Source organism: Peterkaempfera griseoplana (assembly GCF_001418575.1).
Classification (GTDB): domain Bacteria; phylum Actinomycetota; class Actinomycetes; order Streptomycetales; family Streptomycetaceae; genus Peterkaempfera; species Peterkaempfera griseoplana.
This window is the reverse complement of sequence record NZ_LIQR01000013.1, coordinates 1-20,401: the sequence shown is the minus strand read 5'-3', so window position 1 is coordinate 20,401 and position 20,401 is coordinate 1. Positions and strand designations below refer to the sequence as shown.

Annotated in this window: 17 protein-coding genes; 4 read left to right on the top strand and 13 right to left on the bottom strand. The window is 74.1% G+C overall.

Annotated features, from left to right (window positions below):
• Positions 1-735: 735 nt before the first annotated feature.
• The 5 genes from AOK09_RS01120 to AOK09_RS01100 form a co-directional block, all read right to left on the bottom strand.
• Entirely contained in the window at positions 736-1,572 is an 837-nt protein-coding gene (locus AOK09_RS01120; protein ID WP_055585177.1) for an undecaprenyl-diphosphate phosphatase, read from the bottom strand.
• A gap of 197 nt (positions 1,573-1,769) precedes the next feature.
• Entirely contained in the window at positions 1,770-2,390 is a 621-nt protein-coding gene (locus AOK09_RS01115) for a GTP-binding protein (protein WP_055585176.1), read from the bottom strand.
• The gene (locus AOK09_RS01110; protein ID WP_079062622.1) at positions 2,371-2,817 is read right to left on the bottom strand and encodes a DUF742 domain-containing protein; all 447 of its coding nucleotides are present in this window, start codon (positions 2,815-2,817) and stop codon (positions 2,371-2,373) included. Before AOK09_RS01110 ends, AOK09_RS01115 begins: the two co-directional genes overlap by 20 nt.
• A gap of 7 nt (positions 2,818-2,824) precedes the next feature.
• Positions 2,825-3,241, bottom strand: a complete 417-nt coding sequence (locus tag AOK09_RS01105) for a roadblock/LC7 domain-containing protein (RefSeq protein WP_055585175.1) — start codon at positions 3,239-3,241, stop codon at positions 2,825-2,827.
• Positions 3,238-5,721 carry a sensor histidine kinase gene (locus AOK09_RS01100; RefSeq protein ID WP_157875758.1) on the bottom strand — a complete coding sequence of 828 codons (2,484 nt, stop codon included), beginning with the start codon at positions 5,719-5,721 and terminating at the stop codon, positions 3,238-3,240. The genes AOK09_RS01105 and AOK09_RS01100 overlap by 4 nt, the downstream gene beginning before the upstream one ends.
• A 438-nt stretch (positions 5,722-6,159) precedes the next feature.
• Between AOK09_RS01100 and AOK09_RS01095 the strand changes: the two genes are divergently transcribed.
• Positions 6,160-7,995, top strand: coding sequence for an AMP-dependent synthetase/ligase (locus AOK09_RS01095; protein ID WP_055585173.1), 1,836 nt, complete (start codon positions 6,160-6,162; stop codon positions 7,993-7,995).
• Here AOK09_RS01095 and AOK09_RS01090 read toward each other — a convergent pair.
• Genes AOK09_RS01090 through AOK09_RS01080 form a run of 3 tightly spaced genes read right to left on the bottom strand, consistent with a single transcriptional unit; the run spans position 7,980 to position 10,731 of the window.
• On the bottom strand, positions 7,980-9,476 hold the full coding sequence (locus tag AOK09_RS01090) for a carboxyl transferase domain-containing protein (protein WP_456153962.1): 1,497 nt from the start codon (positions 9,474-9,476) through the stop codon (positions 7,980-7,982). The two genes, AOK09_RS01095 and AOK09_RS01090, sit on opposite strands and share 16 nt — an antisense overlap.
• A gap of 60 nt (positions 9,477-9,536) precedes the next feature.
• Positions 9,537-9,890 (bottom strand): VOC family protein, encoded by a 354-nt coding sequence (locus tag AOK09_RS01085; protein ID WP_055585171.1) that lies wholly within the window; start codon positions 9,888-9,890, stop codon positions 9,537-9,539.
• A 31-nt stretch (positions 9,891-9,921) separates the two neighbouring features.
• Positions 9,922-10,731 (bottom strand): SGNH/GDSL hydrolase family protein, encoded by an 810-nt coding sequence (locus tag AOK09_RS01080; RefSeq protein ID WP_055585170.1) that lies wholly within the window; start codon positions 10,729-10,731, stop codon positions 9,922-9,924.
• A gap of 166 nt (positions 10,732-10,897) precedes the next feature.
• Here AOK09_RS01080 and AOK09_RS01075 point away from each other — a divergent pair, with 166 nt between their 5' ends.
• From AOK09_RS01075 to AOK09_RS01065, 3 genes are all read left to right on the top strand, one after another.
• Entirely contained in the window at positions 10,898-12,049 is a 1,152-nt protein-coding gene (locus AOK09_RS01075; RefSeq protein WP_055585169.1) for an exonuclease SbcCD subunit D, read from the top strand.
• Positions 12,046-15,030, top strand: a complete 2,985-nt coding sequence (locus AOK09_RS01070; RefSeq protein ID WP_055585168.1) for an AAA family ATPase — start codon at positions 12,046-12,048, stop codon at positions 15,028-15,030. The genes AOK09_RS01075 and AOK09_RS01070 overlap by 4 nt, the downstream gene beginning before the upstream one ends.
• A 114-nt stretch (positions 15,031-15,144) precedes the next feature.
• On the top strand, positions 15,145-15,348 hold the full coding sequence (locus AOK09_RS01065; protein ID WP_055585167.1) for a hypothetical protein: 204 nt from the start codon (positions 15,145-15,147) through the stop codon (positions 15,346-15,348).
• Between the two features lie 93 nt (positions 15,349-15,441).
• Here the strand turns inward: AOK09_RS01065 and AOK09_RS01060 are convergent, their stop codons facing one another.
• From AOK09_RS01060 to glgA, 5 genes are all read right to left on the bottom strand, one after another.
• On the bottom strand, positions 15,442-15,864 hold the full coding sequence (locus AOK09_RS01060; protein ID WP_055585166.1) for a secondary thiamine-phosphate synthase enzyme YjbQ: 423 nt from the start codon (positions 15,862-15,864) through the stop codon (positions 15,442-15,444).
• Positions 15,865-15,885: 21 nt separating this feature from the next.
• A complete protein-coding gene (locus AOK09_RS01055) occupies positions 15,886-16,392 on the bottom strand; it encodes a hypothetical protein (protein ID WP_063795795.1) in 507 nt (168 codons plus the stop codon).
• A 93-nt stretch (positions 16,393-16,485) separates the two neighbouring features.
• On the bottom strand, positions 16,486-18,024 hold the full coding sequence (locus tag AOK09_RS01050) for an ATP-dependent DNA ligase (RefSeq protein WP_055585165.1): 1,539 nt from the start codon (positions 18,022-18,024) through the stop codon (positions 16,486-16,488).
• A gap of 51 nt (positions 18,025-18,075) precedes the next feature.
• The gene (glgC, locus tag AOK09_RS01045; protein ID WP_169796977.1) at positions 18,076-19,293 is read right to left on the bottom strand and encodes a glucose-1-phosphate adenylyltransferase; all 1,218 of its coding nucleotides are present in this window, start codon (positions 19,291-19,293) and stop codon (positions 18,076-18,078) included.
• A 52-nt stretch (positions 19,294-19,345) separates the two neighbouring features.
• Positions 19,346-20,401: glycogen synthase (glgA, locus tag AOK09_RS01040; RefSeq protein WP_055585163.1), on the bottom strand; the 1,056-nt coding region annotated here is incomplete at its 5' end.

The following is a 20,401-nucleotide window of genomic DNA, read 5'->3' as shown; positions in this document are numbered from 1 at the left end:
GCCTGGGCACGCCGGGGGCGGCGTGATGGCTGGGGTCCGCCGGGGTCCTGGAGGCTGCGCAGGACGACGTCGTCCGGGCTGCTTCGTGGGGGGACATGGCGGCTGGTCCTCTCGTGAGCGGGGGTGGGGTGGCTCCTCCTTAGGTGGCCGCTGCGGCCTCAAATGGTTGCCGCCCTAACACATCGTTTTGCGAAGCCGACGGTGGGTCACTCCCGAGCGGCCGTCGGCGACGCCGGGCGGGGGTGGAAATCCGCAGGCGACCGCGCCCGCCGCGCGGCTGCGGGCCTCCGCGGCCGGCGGGAGAGGTCGCTGCTCATGGTGTCGCGGTGCGGCCCTTCGTACGGGGTCAGGTCATCGGCTGCGGCGCCCGTGCGACCGCTCCGGCCCGGCGGCGAGGTGACGGTGGGGGTGGGCCCGCACGTCCTTCGTCGAAGCGCTTCGATGTGGCCTGAGCCCAATGAGCAACCCTTGCATCGACAAGGGGCGAGTCACCGCGAGCCCCGCAGTCGACCACCGGCCTGCCCCGGCTGAGGATCAGTGTGGCCGAAGCGGGACAACCGGGCGCCCGGACGCGCGACCCCTTGACAGCACAGCACGCCGATGCGAACGTCGAAGCGCTTCAATCAGCACGCTGCGGCCGGCCGTTTCCGTCGCCGCCAGTCGTGCTCCGGGTGGAAAGACAGCGGGGCCCGGCGGACCGTCTCGGTCCGCCGGGCCCCGCCTGCCGTCCGTCGCTCAGGCGGTCAGCACATTGGTGGTGAGCAGCCCGAAGAGCAGCAGCCCCACCACGATGCGATAGATCACGAAGGCGTTGAAGGAGTGCTTGGCGACGAACTTCAGCAGCCAGGCGATGGAAGCGTAGGCCACCACGAAGGAGACCACCGTGCCCACCGCCAGCGGCGCGGCGCCGACCCCCTTGCCCAGCGCGTCCTTGAGCTCGTACAGCCCCGCGCCGGTCAGCGCCGGCAGGCCGAGGAAGAAGGAGAGCCGGGTGGCCGCGACCCGGTCCAGGTCGCGGATCAGCGCGGTGGAGATGGTGGCTCCGGAGCGGGAGAAACCGGGGAAGAGCAGCGCCAGGATCTGCGAGCAGCCCACCACCATCGCGTCCCGGAAGGTGACGTCCTGCTCACTGCGCTTGAAGCGGGCCATCTGCTCGGCCACCCACATCACGGCGCTGCCGCCGATCAGCGACCCCGCGACGACCCACAGGGATCCCAGGGGTCCGTCGATCAGCGACTTGGCCGCCAGGCCGACCAGCACGATCGGAACGGTGGCCCAGATCACCCACCAGGCGAACTTGTAGTCGTGCTCCTGGCGCAGCTCGCGGTTGGCGATGCCCCGCCCCCACGCCCCGGCGAAGCGCACGATGTCGCGGAAGAAGTAGACCAGGACGGCGCCGATCGCCCCCACCTGGATCACCGCGCTGAAGGCCACCACCGAGCTGTCGTCCACCGGGATGTTCATCAGACCCTCGGTGATCTTCAGGTGTCCCGTGGAGGACACCGGCAGGAACTCGGTCACCCCCTCGACCACTCCCAGAACCACAGCCTGGCCGACACTGATCGCACTCACTGAACCATTCCATCCCTGTGCTGATGACATGACTGGGACAGGTCCGCGTGCGAGGGCTCCCCTGGCGGGTGTCGGCGAGCGACCGAGGAGCGGGGTGCGAACCGGGCCGATGCACAAGCGTAGGGGTAGCGGGCAAGTGGCGCCGAACCGGCCGCCACCCCGTCCCGCCGCCGCTGCGCCGCTGCAGGCGCCGCTGCTCAGACCTCGGCCGGCGCCGACGCGGCCCGGCCGGAGGCCAGACTCACGCGGGCGTGCTCGACCAGGGTGACCAGCAGTTCCTTGCCGTCCTCCCGCTCACGGGCGTCGCAGAGCACCACCGGCACCTGGGGATCCAGGTCCAGCGCCGCCCGCACCGCCTCGACGGGGTGCCGGGGGCTTCCGTCGAAGCAGTTGACGCCCACCACGAAGGGGATGCCCCGGCGCTCGAAGAAGTCCACCGAGGGGAAGCAGTCCTCCAGCCGCCGGGTGTCGGCGAGCACCACCGCCCCCAGCGCACCGACGGCCAGCTCGTCCCAGACGAACCAGAAGCGGTCCTGGCCGGGGGTGCCGAAGAGGTACACCGCCAGGCCCTCGCGGATGTCGATCCGCCCGAAGTCCATGGCGACCGTGGTGGTGCTCTTCGCCTCCACCCCGGTGGTGTCGTCGACCGGGCGCCCGGCCTCGCTCAGCCGCTCCTCGGTGCGCAGCGGTCTGATCTGGCTGACCGCGCCGACCAGGGTGGTCTTGCCGACGCCGAACCCCCCGGCGATGAGGATCTTCAGGGCGACCGGCGGGGCGTCCGGGATTCCGGACCCGCCGTCAGAGAGCGCGGAGGCCATTGATCACTTCCTTCAGGAGGCGCTCGTCGGGGAGCTGGGCCGGCGGGACAGGGCGGGTGACCCGGATCAGCCCGGCGTCGTCGAGGTCGCCGAGCAGGACCCGCACCACACCCAGCGGCAGCTCGGTGGCGGCACCGATCTCGGCGACGGTGAGCGGTTCCCGGCCGCACATCTCCACGATGACCTGGTGCTCCGGGTCCAGTACCGTCTCGGACCCGGCCGCCGGACCCGGGTCCACCACCGTGATCACCGAGACCAGGTCGAAGTAGCCGTCCCCCGCAGGCCGGGTGCGCCCCCGGGTCATCGCGTAGGGGCGCACCACCGGACCGGCCTCGTCGTCGTACCACTGCAGATCCCAGGGGCCCGGCTGCGGGACGTCGTGGGACGGCGCCGGATCGGGCTGCGGCTGCTCGAAGGGGGCGGCCATCAGCGTCTCATTCCTGCGGGGTCTCGGCGTCCGACCGGGGTCCGGTCGCCAGGTGTTCCCCGACCCGCTTGACCAGGAGGGCCATCTCGTAGGCGATCAGGCCGACGTCCGCCTCCGCCTCGCTGAGCACGGCCAGGCAGCTGCCGTCCCCGGCGGCGGTGACGAAGAGGAACGCCTGGTCCAGCTCCACCATCGTCTGGCGGACCGCTCCGGCTTGGAAGTGCCGGCCGGCGCCCTTGGCCAGGCTGTGGAAACCCGAGGCCACGGCGGCCAGGTGCTCCGCGTCCTCCCGACCCAGCGCCTTGGAGGCCCCGGTGGCCAGTCCGTCGCTGCTGAGGACGACCGCGTGCCGGATCTCGGGGACCCGGCCCACCATGTCGTCCAGCAGCCAGTTGAGGTCGCCGGACGGTGTCGCTGCGGTCATCGAGCGTTCCCTTCCACTGTGACGTCCGGTGCACTGTCACCGGACGGTGTCGTTCTTCGGATCTGTGCGGTCGCGGCAGTGCCGCGGCCGCGGTCCAGCCCGCGCTGGAAGGAGGCGAAGGTGGCCCTGGCCGCCTCCGGTGAGCGTTCGCGCACGGCCGGCGCGGCGGACTCCGCCGCATCGGCCACGGCCGTCCGCAGCTGGGGGGCGAGGCTGGCCTGCCGGACCCGCTGCGGCAGCCCCCCGGCGGGGTCCGCCGCCGGTTCCGCGGGCACGGGGGCCGGCAGCGGGTTGGTCCTGCGGCGGGGCAGTCCGCCGGACGCCGCCGCCGGCTCCGCCACGGCCGGATGGGGTCCGGACCGGGTGCGCTGCTCGGTGCCCGCCCTGGCGGGAGCGTCCCCCGCGGGGACGTCCTGGGCGGGGACAGTGCGGGCGGGGGCGTCCTGGGCGGAGACGTCCCCGGCGGAGGCGGACCTGGGTACCGGCACCGACACGCGGTCCGCCCCGCCGCCTTCCCGGCCCTCGCCTGCCGCGCCCGCGCTCTGCCGCCCGGCGGCGTCGGCGGGCTGCGGCCCGGTCCCGTCCGCCAGCAGCTCCCGGGGGATCAGCAGCACCGCGGTGGTCCCGCCGTACGGGGACGGCCGCAGCGACACCTTGACACCGTGCCTGCGGGCGAGCCGGCTGACCACGAAGAGCCCCAGCCGGTCGGTGTCGGTGAGGTCGAACTCCTGCTCCTCCGAGAGCCGCCGGTTGGCGTCGGTGAGCGCCTCGACACCCATGCCGAGCCCCCGGTCGTCCACCTCCAGGGCGAAGCCGTTGGCCACCACCTCGCCGTGCACGGTGACCTGGGTGTGCGGCGGGGAGTAGAGGGTGGCGTTCTCCACCAGTTCGGCGATCAGGTGGGTGATGTCGGCGACCGCCGGGCCGACCAGGGCGGTGCCGGGCAGCGGCCGCACCGTGACCCTCGCGTAGTCCTCCACCTCGCCGACGGCCGCGCGGACCACGTCGACCATCCGCACCGGGCGGCGCCAGTTGCGGCCCGGGGACCCGCCGGAGAGGATGATCAGGCCCTCGGCGTGGCGTCGCATACGGGTCGTCAGGTGGTCCAGCCGGAAGAGGTCTGCCAGTTCGGCGGGGTCCTCGGTACGGCGCTCCATGGTGTCCAGCAGGGTGAGCTGGCGGTGCAGCAGCACCTGGCTGCGGCGGGCCAGGTTGACGAAGACCGCGGAGACCCCCCGGCGCAGTTCCGCCTGTTCGACGGCCGCCTCCATCGCCGCCCGCTGGACCGCGTCGAAGGCCCGGCCGACCTGCTTGATCTCGCTCAGGGTGCCGAGTTGGAGCGCGGGCGCCTCCTCGGCCGCGTCGACGGACTCGCCGCGCCGCAGCAGCCGCATCACCTTGGGCAGCCGGACCTCGGCGGTCTCCTGCGCCGCATTGCGCAGCGCCAGCAGTTCGCGGACCAGCGAGCGGCCGATGCGCATCGAGACCAGTACCGAGACCAGCACGGCGATCAGGCCGGCGGCGCCGGCGATGATGCCCTGCCGCAGCAGTCGCCAGGAGGCCGCGCCGGCGCGGCGGTCGATGTTGGCCGACAACTGGCTGTCCAGGGTGGCCAGGTCGTTGAGGGCCGGCGGGGTGACGGTGCCGAGCGAGTGGTCGCCGGGACCGTTGTAGGCGAGGTAGAGGTTCTCGAAGATCTGCAGCTGGGTCCAGTCGCTGGTGGCGGTGAGGTCGTCGTAGAGCTGACCGTCCTCGGCCACCAGCTCCGGGCCGTACATGTCGAAGATCAGTCCGTGCGCCCGGATGGCGGTGGAGACCACGTCGATCTGCGCCTGGGTGGGGTGCGGGGTCCGGCGCAGCGCGACCAGGGCCGCGTCCTCCTCGGAGAGGTACTCACGGGCCCGGGTCAGCTCCACCAGTACGGCGTTCTGCCGTCCGATCTGGCCGGCCTGCCGGGCGGTGAAGGAGGTGCGGAAGAGAAAGGTGGGGGCGATCGCATCCGTGTACCACTGGATGGCGTCCTCCCAGGCCACCGAGGCGCTGAGGGTCTCCCTGCGGACCATGCCGAGTCCGTCGGCGGTCGACAGGACGTCATTGAGCCGGTCGCGCTGGGCGGGGTCCAGCTCGGCGGCGTGGTCGCTGTCGGCCTCGTTCGCGATCTGCTCCACCAGCCGGTCGGTCGCCTGCTGGTCTCGGTGCATCGCCGCGGTGCCGGACCGGGGGGCGACGATGTGCGCCACGGTGTCGCGGCGCTCCTGCTGGAGGGCGAGGGCGAGAGCCTCCACCGGGCGGCCGAAGTGCTTGTAGGCGTCGTCCGCCCGTGCCACATCCCAGAGATCGCTGGTGGTCGCGTACGTCGCAAAGGCCCAGAGTCCGGCCAGGGCAGTGACGGGGACGACGAGCAGCGCGACGATTTTCGCGCGGATCGATCTACTGCGGTAGCGCATGGAGTCCTCGAGGTCCCGGGTGTGAGGGGGCACGGTCGGGCACGGCCGAGCGTTCGGTTTCGGTCAACCAGCCGCGACATCAGGGCTGGTAAAACGGCGTGAGCCTACTACTCCTACACCGTGTGTTCGAAGACTCTTAACCCACACTTGCCGGGCTGTCTGCCCGGACCACCCGCCTTTGCCCGGAAAGACACCCGGGGCGGTTCGGAGTGCACATCGCGTAAAAGTTCCTCGGTCCCCCCGTGCAGAGGTCGGGACCGTCTTTGGGAGGTACGCGACAACGGATGAGAGCAAATCATCCCGAATGCGACAAGGTCTCACAACTGTCAGTCGCTTTTGGTTGCTTCTGTCCCGGATGGCCAGGTGGCGGCTTTGCCCTAGGAATCGGGCATCCGCTGGGGTAACTTGCGGTAACCACCCGCCCGGCAAGGTTCCGACGGGCCGTCGCCGCCTCGGGAGGAGACAGAAACCATGCGTGAGTACAGCACCCCGCCCCTGGTCGAGACCCCCCGCACGGGCGGGCTCGCGGACTCGGTCTACCTGGTGGCCGAAGAGGACCCCCACCTGGTGCAGCTGATGCGCCGCGACCCGTCGGCCGGTGACGAGTGGTCCGAGGTCAGCGCTGCGACCTTCCGTGACGAGGTCCTGGCCCTGGCCAAGGGGCTGCTGGCCAACGGGATCCGGCTGGGCGACCGGGTGGCGCTGATGGCCCGTACGCGCTACGAGTGGACGCTCTTCGACTACGCGCTCTGGTCGATCGGCGCGGTACCGGTGCCGATCTACTCCACCTCCTCCGCCGACCAGGTCCGCTGGATCCTCGCCGACACCGGAGCGGTCGCCTGCATGGTGGAGCACGAGGACCACGCCATGACCGTCGGCGCCGTCTGCGACGCCGTCCCCTCACTGCGCTCCATCTGGCAGCTCGACAGCGACTGCGTACGGGAGCTGATGGCCGACGGCACCGCCGTCTCCGACGAACTGGTGCACCGCCACCGCGCAGCCGTCACCCCCGGCACCGCGGCCACCGTCATCTACACCTCGGGCACCACCGGGCGGCCCAAGGGCTGCGTGCTGACCCACGCCAACTTCGCGGCCGAGTGCGACAACCTGCTCACCGGCTGGCGGGAGGTCTTCGCCAGACGAGCCGGGGAGCAGCCCGCCACCCTGCTCTTCCTGCCCCTCGCCCATGTCTACGCCCGGATGGTCCAGGTCGCCGCGCTGCGCGGCGGGGTCACCCTCGGCCACCAGAGCGAGACCTCCGCCAACGTCCTGCTGCCGGCGCTCGCGTCCTTCCGCCCGACCTTCCTGCTGGCCGTCCCCTACATCTTCGAGCGGATCTTCCACAAGGCCCGCCGGGCGGCGGAGGAGCACGGCCGCGCCGAACTCTTCGACAAGGCCGCCGATGTGGCGGTGCGCTACGCCGAGGCCGCCGAGCGCAGAACGCTCGGCGAGGGCTCCGGGCCCGGCGCCGGGCTGCGGCTGCAGCACCAGTTCTACGACCGCACCGTCTACACCCGGGTGAGGGCCGTCCTCGGCGGCCGGATGCGCAACGCCATGTGCGGCGGCTCCCCGCTCAGCCGGGAGATCGGCCTCTTCTTCGCGGGCGCCGGAGTCACCGTGATCGAGGGGTACGGCCTCACCGAGACCACCGCCGCGGTGACCGTCAACCCGCCGGGCCGTATCAAGTACGGGACCGTGGGACGGCCGGTGCCTGGCACCACCGTGGGCATCGCCGAGGACGGCGAGGTCTGGATCCGCGGCGGCACGGTCTTCGCCGGCTACCTCAACGCCCCGGATGCCACCGGCCAGGTGCTGCAGCGCGGCTGGCTGGCCACCGGCGACCTGGGATCCCTGGACGACGAGGGCTATCTCACCATCACCGGCCGCAAGAAGGAGATCATCGTCACCAGCGGCGGCAAGAGCATCGCGCCCGCCGTCCTGGAGGAGCGGGTACGAGCCCACCCGCTGGTCTCCCAGTGCCTGGTGGTGGGCGACAACCGGCCCTTCGTGGGCGCCCTGATCACCCTGGACCCCGAAGCCCTGGCGCACTGGAACCGGGTCCACCGCAAGCCCCCCGCCGAACCGCAGCAGCTGCTGGCCGACGACGATCTGCAGGACGAGATCCAGCGGCTGGTGGTGACCGCCAACACCGTGGTGTCCCGCGCGGAGTCCATCCGGGCGTTCCGCATCCTCCCGGAGCAGTTCACCGAGGAGAGCGGCCTGCTGACGCCCTCCCTGAAACTCCGCCGCCGCGCCATCTCCAAGGCCTACGCAAAGGACATCGAGGAGCTCTACGCCCCCTCGTGAAGGCCCAGGCGCCGGTAGCGGGCTCGGCGTTCGGACATCCGCAGCAGCGGATCCCGGGCGGCGAGCCCGGTCAGCTCCTCCTCCAGCGCCCCGGCGACGGCGGCCAGGAAGTCCGCCGGCCGGTCTGCCGCGTCCGGCTCCTCCTCCACCAGCCGGTCGGCGATGCCCGCGGCCAGCAGGTCCTGGGACCGGACCCCCTGACGGTCCGCCAGTTCCGCGGCGCGCTCGGTGGTGCGGTACAGGATCGCCGAGGCGCCCTCCGGCGGCAGCGGGGAGAGCCAGGCGTGCCGTGCGGCGACCACCCGGTCGGCGGGCAGCAGCGCCAGGGCGCCGCCACCGGCCCCCTCGCCGAGCAGCAGACAGACCGTGGGGCTGGGCAGGGTGGTCAGTTCGGCAAGGCAACGGGCGATCTCCCCGGCCAGGCCGCCCTGCTCGGCGGCGGGCGAGAGCGCCGCGCCGGGGGTGTCCACCACGGTCACCAGCGGCAGCCGCAGCTCGGCGGCGATCCGCAGTCCGCGGCGGGCCGCCCGCAGCCCCGCCGGGCCGAACGGCCCGCTCTCGCTGTGCGCCTCACGGTCGTGCCCCACCACCACGCAGGGCGCGGAGCCGAACCGGGCCAGCGCCAGCACCAGTCCGCTGTCCCGCTCCCCGGCCGCGGTGCCGCTGAGCACGGTGACGTCCTGGGCGGCCTCCAGCAGCGCCCGCAGACCCGGGCGTTCGGCCCGCCGCGACCGACGGATCGACTCGGCGGCGGGCGGTCCCTCCCCGCGCCCCGCCAGCGGGGCCGCCGCTGCCGCGGCCGGCTCGGGCGCACGACCCCCGGCGCCCAGCACCCGCAGCGCCCTGGCCGTCACCTCGGCCAGCCGGCCCGGTTCCAGTACGGCGTCCACCAGCCCGTGCGCCAGCAGGTTCTCGGCGGTCTGCACCCCGACCGGGAAGGGCTCGCCGTTGAGCGCCTCGTACACCCGCGGCCCCAGGAAGCCGATCAGCGCACCGGGCTCCGCCGCGGTGACATGCCCCAGCGAGCCCCAGGAGGCGAGCACCCCGCCGGTGGTGGGGTGCCGCAGGTACACCAGATACGGCAGGGCCTGCGCCTTGTGGTCGGTGACGGCCGCCGCCACCTTCACCATCTGCAGAAAGGCGACGGTGCCCTCCTGCATCCTGGTACCGCCGGACGCGGGCGAGGCGACCAGCGGCAACCGCTCCCGGGTGGCCCGCTCCACGGCCCGTACCAGCCGCTCGCCGGCGGCCACCCCGATGGACCCGGCCAGGAAGTCGAACTCGCAGGCCACCACGGCCACCCGGGTGCCCTGCACGGTGCCCTCCCCGGTGACCACCGACTCGTCCAGGCCGGTGCGCTCACGGGCCCGCAGCACCGCCGCCCGGTACTCGGGATCCCGCGGAAGCTCGGTGACCGGCTCGTCCCAGCTGCGCCGGCTTCCGGGGTCCAGCAGGGCGTCGAGGAACTCGGCACTCTTCACCAGGCCCATGATTCCGACTGCGGAGCCCCGGTGTCGAGGTGACCTCGCTCGCACCGGCGCTCAGCCGGTGACCACCACCTCCAGCTCGAAGCCCTGGGCATCGACCAGATGCACACTGCGGCCGGACTCGGTACGGGTCGTCCAGCCCGCCGCGACGGCTGCGCCGACCGCCTCCGCCGAACCGTGCACCGCCAGGTGGTTGAGTCCTGCACGCATCCGGTCATGGCCCCCGGGGCGCAGCGCCGGCGACTGCTCGATCACCAGGTAGCCGCCGCCCAGCCGCCAACTGCGCCCGGTCGCCCAGTTCTGGTAGGGGGTGCAGCCCAGGGCCAGCAGTACGGGCGTCCACTGCGCCTCGGCGGTGGCGAGGTCGTCGACCCAGAGCTCGACATGGTGGAAGAGTTCGTCCGGCACGGGCCTGATTCTCCGCTGCCCCGGCCGCCGGTCAGGCCGCCGAGGCGAGCGACGGCAGATAGCCGCTCGCCTGGCCGGTGCGGTTGGGGTGGTAGCTCTCGTAGACCGGCAGGGTGGCGCTGTTCAGCCAGGAGGCCCCGGAGCAGATCTCATGCCCGCTGAAGACCCCCCGGACGTCCACGAAGGTGAACCCGGCGTCGGCGGCGCGCTTGGCGGTCACCGCGGCCAGGTCGTCGGCGGCGGCGTTGACCGCGCTCCGCCTGGTGTCGCCGATCCCCAGCAGGCAGAGACCGCCGATCCGGTACATCCGCGGATAGCCCAGCACGACCACATGGGCGCGGGGGGCCTTGGCCCTGATGGCCGCATAGGTGGCGTCCAGCCTGGCCGGCAGGGCGCCGGAGATGAAGCTGCGGGCGCCGGCGACGGCGCTGAGGCAGGCGCTCTGGGTGTCGAGCACACAGGTGGACATCACCTCGGAGAACCCGGCGTCATTGCCTCCGATGGTGATGCTGATCAGGGTGGTGTCCGGGCCCAACGCGGAGAGCTGCCGTTCGAGCACATCGTCGGTGGTGGCCCCCGAGCAGGCGGCGAAGGCGAAGGACGCCGGGGTGTGGGAGGCGTTCCAGAGGTACGGGTAGGACCTGGTGCTGCGGCGGCAGTCCCCGCTCGACGCGAGGTAGCCCCCGGCGCCGACGCCCGCGGAGTAGGAGTCGCCCAGGGCGGCGTAGCGCACCGCGGCGGCCTGCCCGGAGGCCGCCCCCGCGGAGGGGGCGGTGACCAGGGCGGCCCAGGGCAGGACCAGCGCCGCCAGGACGGCTGACGCGGCACGGGACGGACGCACGGGGCCTCCAGGGATCCGGTTGGACACTCCGTTGATAGCAGCGCCCGGCCCTGGCAAACAATGATCATGTCAACGATTACCCTGTAAATCCCCGGTAATCCACCTCTTCGGGGGAACATCCTGCGCCGGCCGCCGCTGTCGGTGGTCACCGTTAAGGTCTTTGCCCATGCGCCTGCTGCACACCTCCGACTGGCATCTGGGCCGGACCTTCCACCGGGAGAGCCTGCTCTCCGCCCAGCACGCCTTCCTGGACCACCTGGTCGCAACCGTCCGCGCCGAGCGGGTGGACGCCGTGCTGGTCGCCGGGGACGTCTACGACCGCGCGCTGCCCTCCCTGGACGCGGTGGCCCTGTTCGACGAGGTGCTGCACTGGCTGGCCGAGCTCCGGGTGCCCGCGGTGTTCATCAGCGGCAACCACGACTCCGCCCGGCGGCTCGGTGTGGCGGCGGGGCTGATCGACCGCGCGGGCATCCATCTGCGCACCGACCCCGCGGGCTGCGCCACCCCCGTGGTGCTGGACGACGAGCACGGCCCGGTGGCCCTCTACGGCCTGCCGTACCTGGAACCCGCCCTGGTCCGGGAGAGCCTCGGCCTGGAGCGCGGCGGGCACGCCGCCGTGCTCGGCGCCGCCATGGACCAGGTGCGCGCCGACCTGGCCGGCCGCCCCCGCGGCACCCGCTCGGTCGTCCTGGCCCATGCCTTCGTCACCGGCGGCGCCACCACGGACAGCGAGCGCGACATCACCGTCGGCGGTGTGGCCTCCGTCCCCGCCGAGGTCTTCGAGGGCGTCGACTACGCGGCCCTCGGCCATCTGCACGGCTGCCAGACCCTGACCCCGCGGCTGCGCTACAGCGGCTCCCCGCTCCCGTACTCCTTCTCCGAGGCCGGGCAGCGCAAGACCATGTGGCTGGTGGAGCTGGACGCGGACGGCGCGGTCGAGGCCCGCCGGGTGGACTGCCCCACCCCCCGCCCGCTGGCCTGCCTGCGCGGCAGGCTGGAGGAGCTGCTCGGCGACCCCGCCCTGGAGGCCCACCGCGGCTCCTGGGTCCAGGCCACCCTCACCGACCCCGGCCGGCCGGCGGAGCCCATGGAGCGGCTGCGCCGCCGCTTCCCGCACACCCTGCAACTGCTCTTCGACCCGGACGAACTCCCGGGGGACGGCGCCCCCAGCTATGGCGCACGGCTGCGCGGCCGCAGCGATCTGGAGGTCGCCGAGGGCTTCGTCCGCCATGTCCGCCCCGGCACCGGGGTCGACCCCGCAGAGAGCGGCTGGCTGCGCGAGGCCTTCGAGTCGGTCCGCCAGGAGGCGGCCCAGTGAGACTGCACACCCTCACCGTCACCGCCTTCGGGCCCTTCGCCGGCACCGAGCGGGTGGACTTCGACGCCCTCGCCGCCTCCGGTCTCTTCCTGCTGCGCGGCGCGACCGGCGCGGGCAAGACCAGCGTGCTGGACGCCGTCTGCTTCGCCCTCTACGGCGAGGTGCCCGGCACCCGTACCCGCAGCCGGCTCCGCAGCGACCACGCCGACCCCCAGCTGCTGACCAGGGTGGTCCTGGAGGTGACCCTGGGCGGCCGCCGTCTGGAGATCACCCGCCTCCCCGAGCAGCTGCGCCCCAAGCGGCGCGGCGAGGGCTACACCCTAGAGAAGGCGCAGACCCTGCTGCGTGAGTACACCGCCGACGGCTGGCAGCCGCTGAGCCGCTCCCACCAGGAGGCCGGGGAGGAGATCGGCCGGCTGCTGGGCATGAGCCGTGACCAGTTCTGCCAGGTGGTCCTGCTCCCCCAGGGCGACTTCGCGCGTTTTCTGCGCGCCGACGCGGCCGAGCGCGCCGATCTGCTGGGCAGGCTCTTCGACACCCGGCGTTTCAGCCGGGTCGAGGAGTGGCTGGCGGCGCGCCGCCGCACCGGCGAGGAGCGGCTGCGCTCCGCCCAGGACGAGCTGCGCCATCTCGTCGCCCGGCTGGACCAGGAGGCCGGCCCGGGAGCGGAGCCCGCCGCCGAGTGGATCCCCTCCGAGGGCTCCCCCGCCGACCTCTCCCGGCAGGCCCCCGCCTGGGCCGCGGTCCTGCGGGGCGACGCGGCCGAGCAGCTGGCCGCCGCCGAGTCCGCGCTGCGCATCGCCGAAGAGGCACACCACGACCACCAGCAGCGCAGCTCGGCCGCCGAGGCGCTGGCGGACCGTCAGGAGAGCCACCGCAGGGCCCTGCTGCGCGACGCCGAGCTGGCCGCCCAGGCCCCCGAGCGTGAGGCCGACCGGGCCCGGCTGGCCGCGGCCAGGGCCGCAGCCGTGGTGGAGTCCGCCCTGCGGCTGCGCCGGAGCGCGGCCGACGCCCATGAGGCCGCCGTACGCCGGGAGCGGGACGCCCGCGCGGCCTGCGGCACCGACCGGGACGCCCCCGCCGCGCAGCTCAGCGTCATCGAGCAGCGGCTGCGCGACGATCTGGTGCGGCTGGAGGCGGCCGGTCAGGCCGAGCGGCGGCTGGCCGGTACGGCGGCCGAGCTGCGCCGGGTGGAGGCCGAGCAGCAGGCCGCCGAGGAGCTGCGCGACGAGGCGGAGCGCCAGCTGGACGGCCTCCCCGCCCAGGAGGAGCAGCTCAACCGACGGCTCGCCGAGGCCCGCCAGGGAGCCGCTCTGGCCGAACAGCTCACCAGCCGTCACCAGGACGCCGAGCAGCGGCTCGCCGCAGCCCGGCACCGTGACCAGCTGCTGGTCCGGGCCCGCCGGGTGGAGGCGGAGGCGGACGCCCACCGGGAGACGGCGGCCAAGGCCCGCCAGAGCTGGCTGGACCTGCGGGAGCGGCGGCTGGACGGCATGGCTGCCGAGCTCGCCCGGCAGCTGCAGCCCGGCGCACCCTGCCCGGTCTGCGGCGCGGCCGAACACCCCGCCCCCGCCCGGCCGTCGGGCGAGCCGGTCACCCGCGAGGTGGAGCAGGCCGCGGAGGCCGAGTTCCGCCGGGCCGAGCTGGCCCACCGGGATGCGTCCGACCGGCTGGCCGCACTGCGTACCGAGGCGGCCGCCGCCGGGGACGCCCCCACGGACGGCGTCGCCGCCGAGGTCGCCGGGCTCGCCGCCGAGCTCGCCGCCGCCCTGCGCGCGGCCGACGGACTGGTGGCCGCGGAGCAGGGCCTCGCCCGGCTCGCCCGGCAGCGTCAGGACCACCTGGAGCAGCAGCGCACCGCCGGGGCACGGGCGGCCGTGCACAGCGACCGCCTGGAGAGCCTCCTCCTGGAGCACGACGCCCTCACCGCGCAGGTCGCCGAGGCCCGCGGTGACGCCCCCTCCGTCGCCGACCGTGCGACCCGTCTCACCGCCCGCATCGCCCGGCTCGCGGACGCGGCCACCGCCGCCCGGGAGGCCGCCGACGCCGCCGCCCGGCTGGAGGACGCCCGCGCCGAGGCGGCCGCGGCGGCCACCGCCGCCGGCTTCGCCACCCCCGAGGCCGCCTCGGAGGCGCTGCTGTCCCCCTCCCGGCAGCAGGAGCTGGAGGCCCGCCTCGCCGCCTGGGACAGCGAGCGGGCCGCCGTACGGACACTGCTGGACGACCCGGCCCTCGCCCGGGCCGCCGCCCAGCCGCCCGCCGACCCCGCCGCCGCGGCCGCACAGCTGGCGGCGGCCACCGCCCGGCTGCGCAGCGCCGCGGCCGCCGAGGACGCCGCCCGGCAGCGCCTCGCCGAACTCCGCAGCCTCGGCGTGCGATTGACCCGCCACGCGGCCGCGCTGGCCCCCGCCCTCGCCGAGCAGGCCCGGATCAGCCGCCTCTCCCAGCTGGCCGCCGGTACCAGCAGCGAGAACCGGCTGCGGATGCGGCTGGAGTCCTATGTGCTGGCCGCCAGGCTGGAGCAGGTCGCCGCGGCCGCCAGCAGCCGGCTGGTACGGATGTCCGGCGGCCGCTACACCCTGGTGCACAGCGACAGCAAGGCGTCCGGCAACAAGCGCGCCGGGCTCTCCCTGCATGTGGTGGACGCCTGGACCGGCACCGAGCGGGACACCGCCACCCTCTCCGGCGGCGAGAGCTTCTTCGCCTCCCTCGCCCTCGCGCTGGGCCTGGCCGACGTGGTCACCGACGAGGCCGGCGGCATGCCGCTGGACACCCTCTTCATCGACGAGGGCTTCGGCACCCTGGACGAGCAGGCCCTGGAGGAGGTGCTGGACGTGCTGGACGGACTGCGGGAGCGCGACCGCGCGGTCGGCATCGTCAGCCATGTCGCGGACCTGCGCCAGCGCATCCCGGCGCAGCTCCTGGTCCACAAGACGCCCCGGGGCTCCACCCTCCGCCTCAGCGGCCCGGACTCCCCCTGAGCAGGCGGGCCCGGAGCCCCGGTACGGGCCTGCGGCACGGACCGCCCGAAACCCGCCGGGCATAGGCTTGGCGGGCAGCAGCCACTGCGCAGCAGCCACAGCGAGGAGGCCCCCATGGCAGATCCGGCACCGCACTGCTACACCGAGTCCGCCGTGAGCGCGCCGGCGCCGGAGGTGCCGGGCGGCCGGGTGGACGGGCCGGTCGCCGACTGTGTGCTCTGCGGCGAACCGACCGAGCATCCGGCCGACCTCCCCGGGACCCCGCTCTGCCCCGTCTGCGCCTGGCAGCAGGCCCAGCGCGGCGCCTGCTCGGGCTGAGACCGCGGGCCGGGCGGGCACGCACCCGGCCCGGCCCGGCGGGCCCGGCGGTCTCAGCCACCCGGCCACCCGGCCACCCGGCCGCTCGGCCACTCAGCCGAGGAAGGAGAGCCGTACCGTCCGGCGCGGGTTGTCCCGGTTGGTGTCCACCAGCACCACGGACTGCCAGGTGCCCAGGGCCAGCCGCCCGTCCACCACGGGCAGCGTCGCATGGGGCGGTACCAGGGCCGGCAGCACATGGTCGCGGCCGTGCCCGGGGCTGCCGTGGCGGTGGCGCCACCGGTCGTCGGCGGGCAGCAGGTCGCGCAGCAGGGTCAGCAGATCGTCGTCGCTGCCGGCGCCGGTCTCGATGACCGCGATCCCCGCGGTGGCATGCGGGACGAAGACGCTCAACAGGCCGTCACGCCCGGCCGCGGCCTCGTCCAGGAAGGCGGCGCAGCGGTCGGTGATGTCCACCGCCGCCTCCGCCGAGCCGGTGGTCAGGTCAAAGGTGCGGGTGAGAAAGGTCTCTGCCATGACCCCATGCTCCCTCACCTCTCAGCCGCCGCCCTGCCCGGTGTCGTCCTCCCGGGTGCCGCCCTGCCCGCTGCCGGCGTCCTCCCCACTCCCGCGGTCCTCCCCGCCGTCGAGCGGCAGCGCCTCGTGCCCCGGCAGCCCGGGACTGCGCCGGCGCTCCTTCATCTCCGCCTCGTACACATGCCGCCGCCCCGCGACCAGTTCCTCACGGGCTCTGCCCTCCAGCGCGCGGAACACCGTGTAGTAGCCGTCGTCGAACTCCTCCACGATCTGGTAGGTCCAGCGGCCGCGCAGCACATTGCGGCCGATCAGCTCGTCCCGCACCTCTGCCGCCAGCCGGTCCTGCCCGAGGCGGTCGAGTGCCTCCACCACCTCGTCCAGCAGCGCATCGGCCCGCCCCACCAGCTGGTGGAACTCGTACAGGGCGCCGCGGGCCCGCTCCAGCCGCTCCAGCGCCTCGGAGAAGCGCCCGGCCGCCACCACCGCCAGGTCGGGCGTCCGGGCCGGACGGCGGTGCCCCGCGTCCACCGCCTCCGCTCCCTCACGCCGCCCGCTACCCGCAGGGTCCGGCTCCTCGCACCGCCCCATTCCCACCACCTCCTGCTCCCGCTCCTACCCCGCTCACAACCCCTCGGCCGCCAGCTCCCGCACGGTGGCGACGGTGTCCGCCTCCGCCGCCGTCTTGTCGTCGCGGTAGCGCAGCACCCTGGCGAAGCGCAGCGCCAGCCCCGCCGGATAGCGGGGACTGCGCTGCAGCCCGTCGAACGCCACCTCCACCACCAGTTCCGGCCGGACCTGGACCACATGGCTGCTGCGGCCCACCTCCCTTTCCAGGAGCGCCGCCGTCTGCCAGGTCAGCAGCTCGTCGGTCAGCCCCTTGAAGGTCTTGCCCAGCATCACCCACTCCCCCAGCTCCGCGCTGCCGTCGCCGCGGGCCGCCAGGTGCAGATTGCTCAGCCATCCGCGCCGCCGCCCGTGCCCCCACTCGGCGGCCACAACCACCAGGTCCAGGGTGTGCCGGGGCTTGACCTTGATCCAGCCCGCGCCGCGCCGGCCTGCGGCATAGGGCGCGGCGGGGTCCTTCACCACCACGCCCTCGTGGCCGTGTGCCAGCGCGTTGCGGAAGAAGGCATGCGCCAGGTCACCGTCGGCGGTCACCGTACGGGGCACCCGCAGCGCCGGGGGCAGGGTCTGCTCCAGGGCCTCCCAGCGCCGCTCCCCCGGCAGGTCCAGCAGGTCCTCGCCGTCGCGGTGCAGCAGGTCGAAGAAGAAGGCCTGCAGCGGCACCTCCTCACGGAGCCGCAGCGGGTCCTGGCGGGAGGCGGTGCGGGCGGCGGTGACCTGGAAGGGGCGCGGCCGGCCGTCCGGGCCCAGCGCGAGGGCCTCTCCGTCCAGCACCGCGCTGCGGACCGGCAGCGCCGCCACCGCCTCCACCAGTTCGGGGACCCGCGCGGTGATGTCGTCCAGGCTGCGGGTGAAGACCGCGATGTCGGAGCCGTCGCGGTGCACCTGCACCCGGATGCCGTCGAGCTTCCACTCCAGCGCGGCGGGGCTGACCCGCTCCAGGGCCGACGCCACGTCGGGGGCCGAGGCGGCCAGCATCGGGCGCACCGGCCGCCCCACCTCCAGTCCGAAGGCCCGGAGCGCCGGCGCACCGCCGGCCAGTGCCGCGGCCGCCACGGCCCGCGCCGACCCGCGGAACATCAGCGCTCTGCGCACCGCGGCCGCCGGGACCTGGGCGGCCTGGGCCACCGCGTCGCCGATCAGCGCGTCCAGCGCGCCCTGCCGGAGTTCGCCCACCAGCACCCCGCTGAGGAAGCGCTGCTCCTCCTCCGTGGCGCGGGCGAAGAGCCCGTGCAGCAGCTGCCGCCGCCCGCCCTGGGCGCCGGGGCCGTGCACCGCGGCGATCCCGGCCAGCGCCTCCTCGGTCTCCCGGACCCCCAGCGTGGGCACCGCGGCCGGGGCCGGCAGGTCCCGCAGCGCCGCGGGGCCGACGCCGACGCGCAGCCGCCGCGACTCCCCGGAGAGCAGGGCGACCGCCGAGGGCGACTCCTCGGGCCCCAGCTCCCGGAGGCAGTCGGCGAGCAGGGCGATCTTGGCGTTGCGCGCCGGTTCGGCGCCGACGGCGTGCGAGGCGGTGGCCAGTCGGTGGAGCAGCATGCGGACATCTCCCGGGTTCCCGGTACGGCGCCGCGGCGGTCGGGGCGGCCGTCAGTCCACTCTCTGCCCCTTGGCCAGGGCGACGACACCCTCGGCGGAGACGGTGTACAGCTCCCGGTCCCGCTGGGGGTTGACCCCGATGGTGGCGCCGGGCGGCACGACCACGTTCTTGTCCAGGATGGCCCGGCGGACCACCGCGCCGCGGCCCACCCGCACCCCGTCCAGCAGTACCGAGCCCTGCACCACCGCGCCCTCCTCGACGACCACCCCGGGCGACAGCACCGACTGGGTGACCTGCCCGGTGACGATGCAGCCGGCGCTCACCATGGACTCGCTCGCGATGCCACCGGCCACGAACTTCGCGGGCGGCAGCTGCGCCGGGTGGGTGAAGATCGGCCACTGGCGGTTGTAGAGGTTGAAGACGGGGTGGACCGAGATCAGGTCCTGGTGGGCCTCGTAGTAGGAGTCCAGGGTCCCGACGTCCCGCCAGTAGCCGTGGTCGCGTTCGGTCTCCCCGGGGACCCGGTTGTCGTCGAAGTCGTACACCATCGCCTGCCCGGCGCCGGCCAGCATCGGCATGATGTCGCCGCCCATGTCGTGCCGCGACGACGGGTTGTCTGCGTCCCGCTGCAGGGCGTCGACCAGCACCTTGGTGGAGAAGACGTAGTTGCCCATGGAGGCGAAGACCCTGGTGGGGTCGCCGGGCAGGCCGGGCGGGTCGGCGGGCTTCTCCAGGAAGTCGGCGACCCGCCGCCCGTCGGAGGCGGTGGTGATCACCCCGAACCCGGCGGCCTGCTCGCGCGGCACCCTGATCCCCGCCACGGTGACGCCGGCGCCGGACTCGATGTGGGCCTGCAGCATCTGCTGGGGGTCCATCCGGTACACATGGTCGGCGCCGAAGACCACGATGTGGTCGGGCTGCTCGTCGCGGACCAGGTTGAGCGACTGGTAGACAGCGTCGGCGCTGCCCAGGTACCAGCGCGGCCCCAGCCGCTGCTGGGCCGGTACGGGGGTGACGTAGTCGCCGGTCAGCCCGGCCAGCCGCCAGGTGGTGGCCAGATGGCGGTCCAGCGACGACGACTTGTACTGGGTGAGGACGCAGATCCGGGTGATGCCGCCGTTGACCAGGTTGGAGAGGACGAAGTCGATCAGCCGGTAGCCGCCGCCGAAGGGCACCGCGGGTTTGGCCCGGGAGGCCGTCAGCGGCATCAGCCGCTTGCCCTCCCCGCCGGCGAGCACCATTCCCAGCACCGAAGGTCCACCGCGCACGTCCCGCTCCTTCCCGCCACTGCTCGTCCCCCGCACCGCGGGGGCCGGTCCCTCAGCGTCTCCCGGCGAGCTGCTCGTAGAGGCCCACCGTGCGCCGTGCCACCGCCGCCCAGCCGAACTCCGCCACCGCACGCCGCCTGCCCGCGCGGCCCATCTCCTCAGCCGTCCCGGGGTCGGCGACCAGGGTGTTGACCGCGGTCGCCAGCCCCGCCTCGAAGGCCGCCGGGTCGTCCTCCCGGTAGGGGACGAGCAGCCCGGTGCTGCCCTCCGCCACCACCTCGGGGATTCCCCCGACGTTGGAGGCGACCACCGGGGTACCGCAGGCCATCGCCTCCAGGTTGACGATGCCCAGCGGTTCGTAGACCGAGGGGCAGGCGAACAGCGTGGCATGGGTGAGCAGTTGGACGACATCCCCGCGTGGCAGCATCTCCGGGATCCAGAACACTCCCTCGCGCTGCCGCCGCAGTGTCCCCACCAGATGCCGGAACTCCTGGCCGATCTCCTCGGTGTCGGGTGCGCCCGCGCACAGCACCAGCTGGATACCGGGGTCGAAGTCCAGGGCGGCGCGCAGCAGATGCGGTACGCCCTTCTGCCGGGTGATCCGTCCGACGAAGACCACCATGGGCCGGCCGGGGTCGATCCCGTGGTGTTCCAGCACGGCGGTCCCGGGGTCCGGGCGGTACAGGTCGGTGTCGATGCCGTTGTGGATGACGTGCACCCTGGCCGGGTCCACCGCGGGGTAGCAGGACAGGATGTCCTGCCGCATGCCGTGGGAGACCGCGACGACGGCGTCGGCGGCCTCGATGGCGGTGCGCTCCGCCCAGGAGGAGACCGCGTAGCCGCCGCCGAGCTGCTCGGCCTTCCACGGCCGCAGCGGTTCCAGGGAGTGAGCCGTCATCACATGCGGTACGCCGTGCAGCAGTTTGGCGAGGTGCCCGGCGAGGTTGGCGTACCAGGTGTGGGAGTGCACCAGGTCCCGTCCCGCCACGGCGTCCGCCATGGCGAGGTCGATGCCGAGGGTGCGCAGGGCGGGGTTGGCCCCGGCCAGCTCCGCCGGGGCCGGGTGCCGGTGCACCCCGTCGTGGGGGGCGCGGGCGGGGTGGCCGCC

Bases quoted from the DNA above. Each gene is read 5' to 3' on its own strand.
- AOK09_RS01060 (WP_055585166.1), bottom strand. From the start codon at position 15,864: ATGGCAGAGACCTTTCTCACCCGCACCTTTGACCTGACCACCGGCTCG.
- AOK09_RS01095 (WP_055585173.1), top strand. From the start codon at position 6,160: ATGCGTGAGTACAGCACCCCGCCCCTGGTCGAGACCCCCCGCACGGGC.
- AOK09_RS01075 (WP_055585169.1), top strand. From the start codon at position 10,898: ATGCGCCTGCTGCACACCTCCGACTGGCATCTGGGCCGGACCTTCCAC.
- AOK09_RS01115 (WP_055585176.1), bottom strand. From the start codon at position 2,390: ATGGCCTCCGCGCTCTCTGACGGCGGGTCCGGAATCCCGGACGCCCCG.
- AOK09_RS01050 (WP_055585165.1), bottom strand. From the start codon at position 18,024: ATGCTGCTCCACCGACTGGCCACCGCCTCGCACGCCGTCGGCGCCGAA.
- AOK09_RS01105 (WP_055585175.1), bottom strand. From the start codon at position 3,241: ATGACCGCAGCGACACCGTCCGGCGACCTCAACTGGCTGCTGGACGAC.
- AOK09_RS01065 (WP_055585167.1), top strand. From the start codon at position 15,145: ATGGCAGATCCGGCACCGCACTGCTACACCGAGTCCGCCGTGAGCGCG.
- AOK09_RS01110 (WP_079062622.1), bottom strand. From the start codon at position 2,817: ATGGCCGCCCCCTTCGAGCAGCCGCAGCCCGATCCGGCGCCGTCCCAC.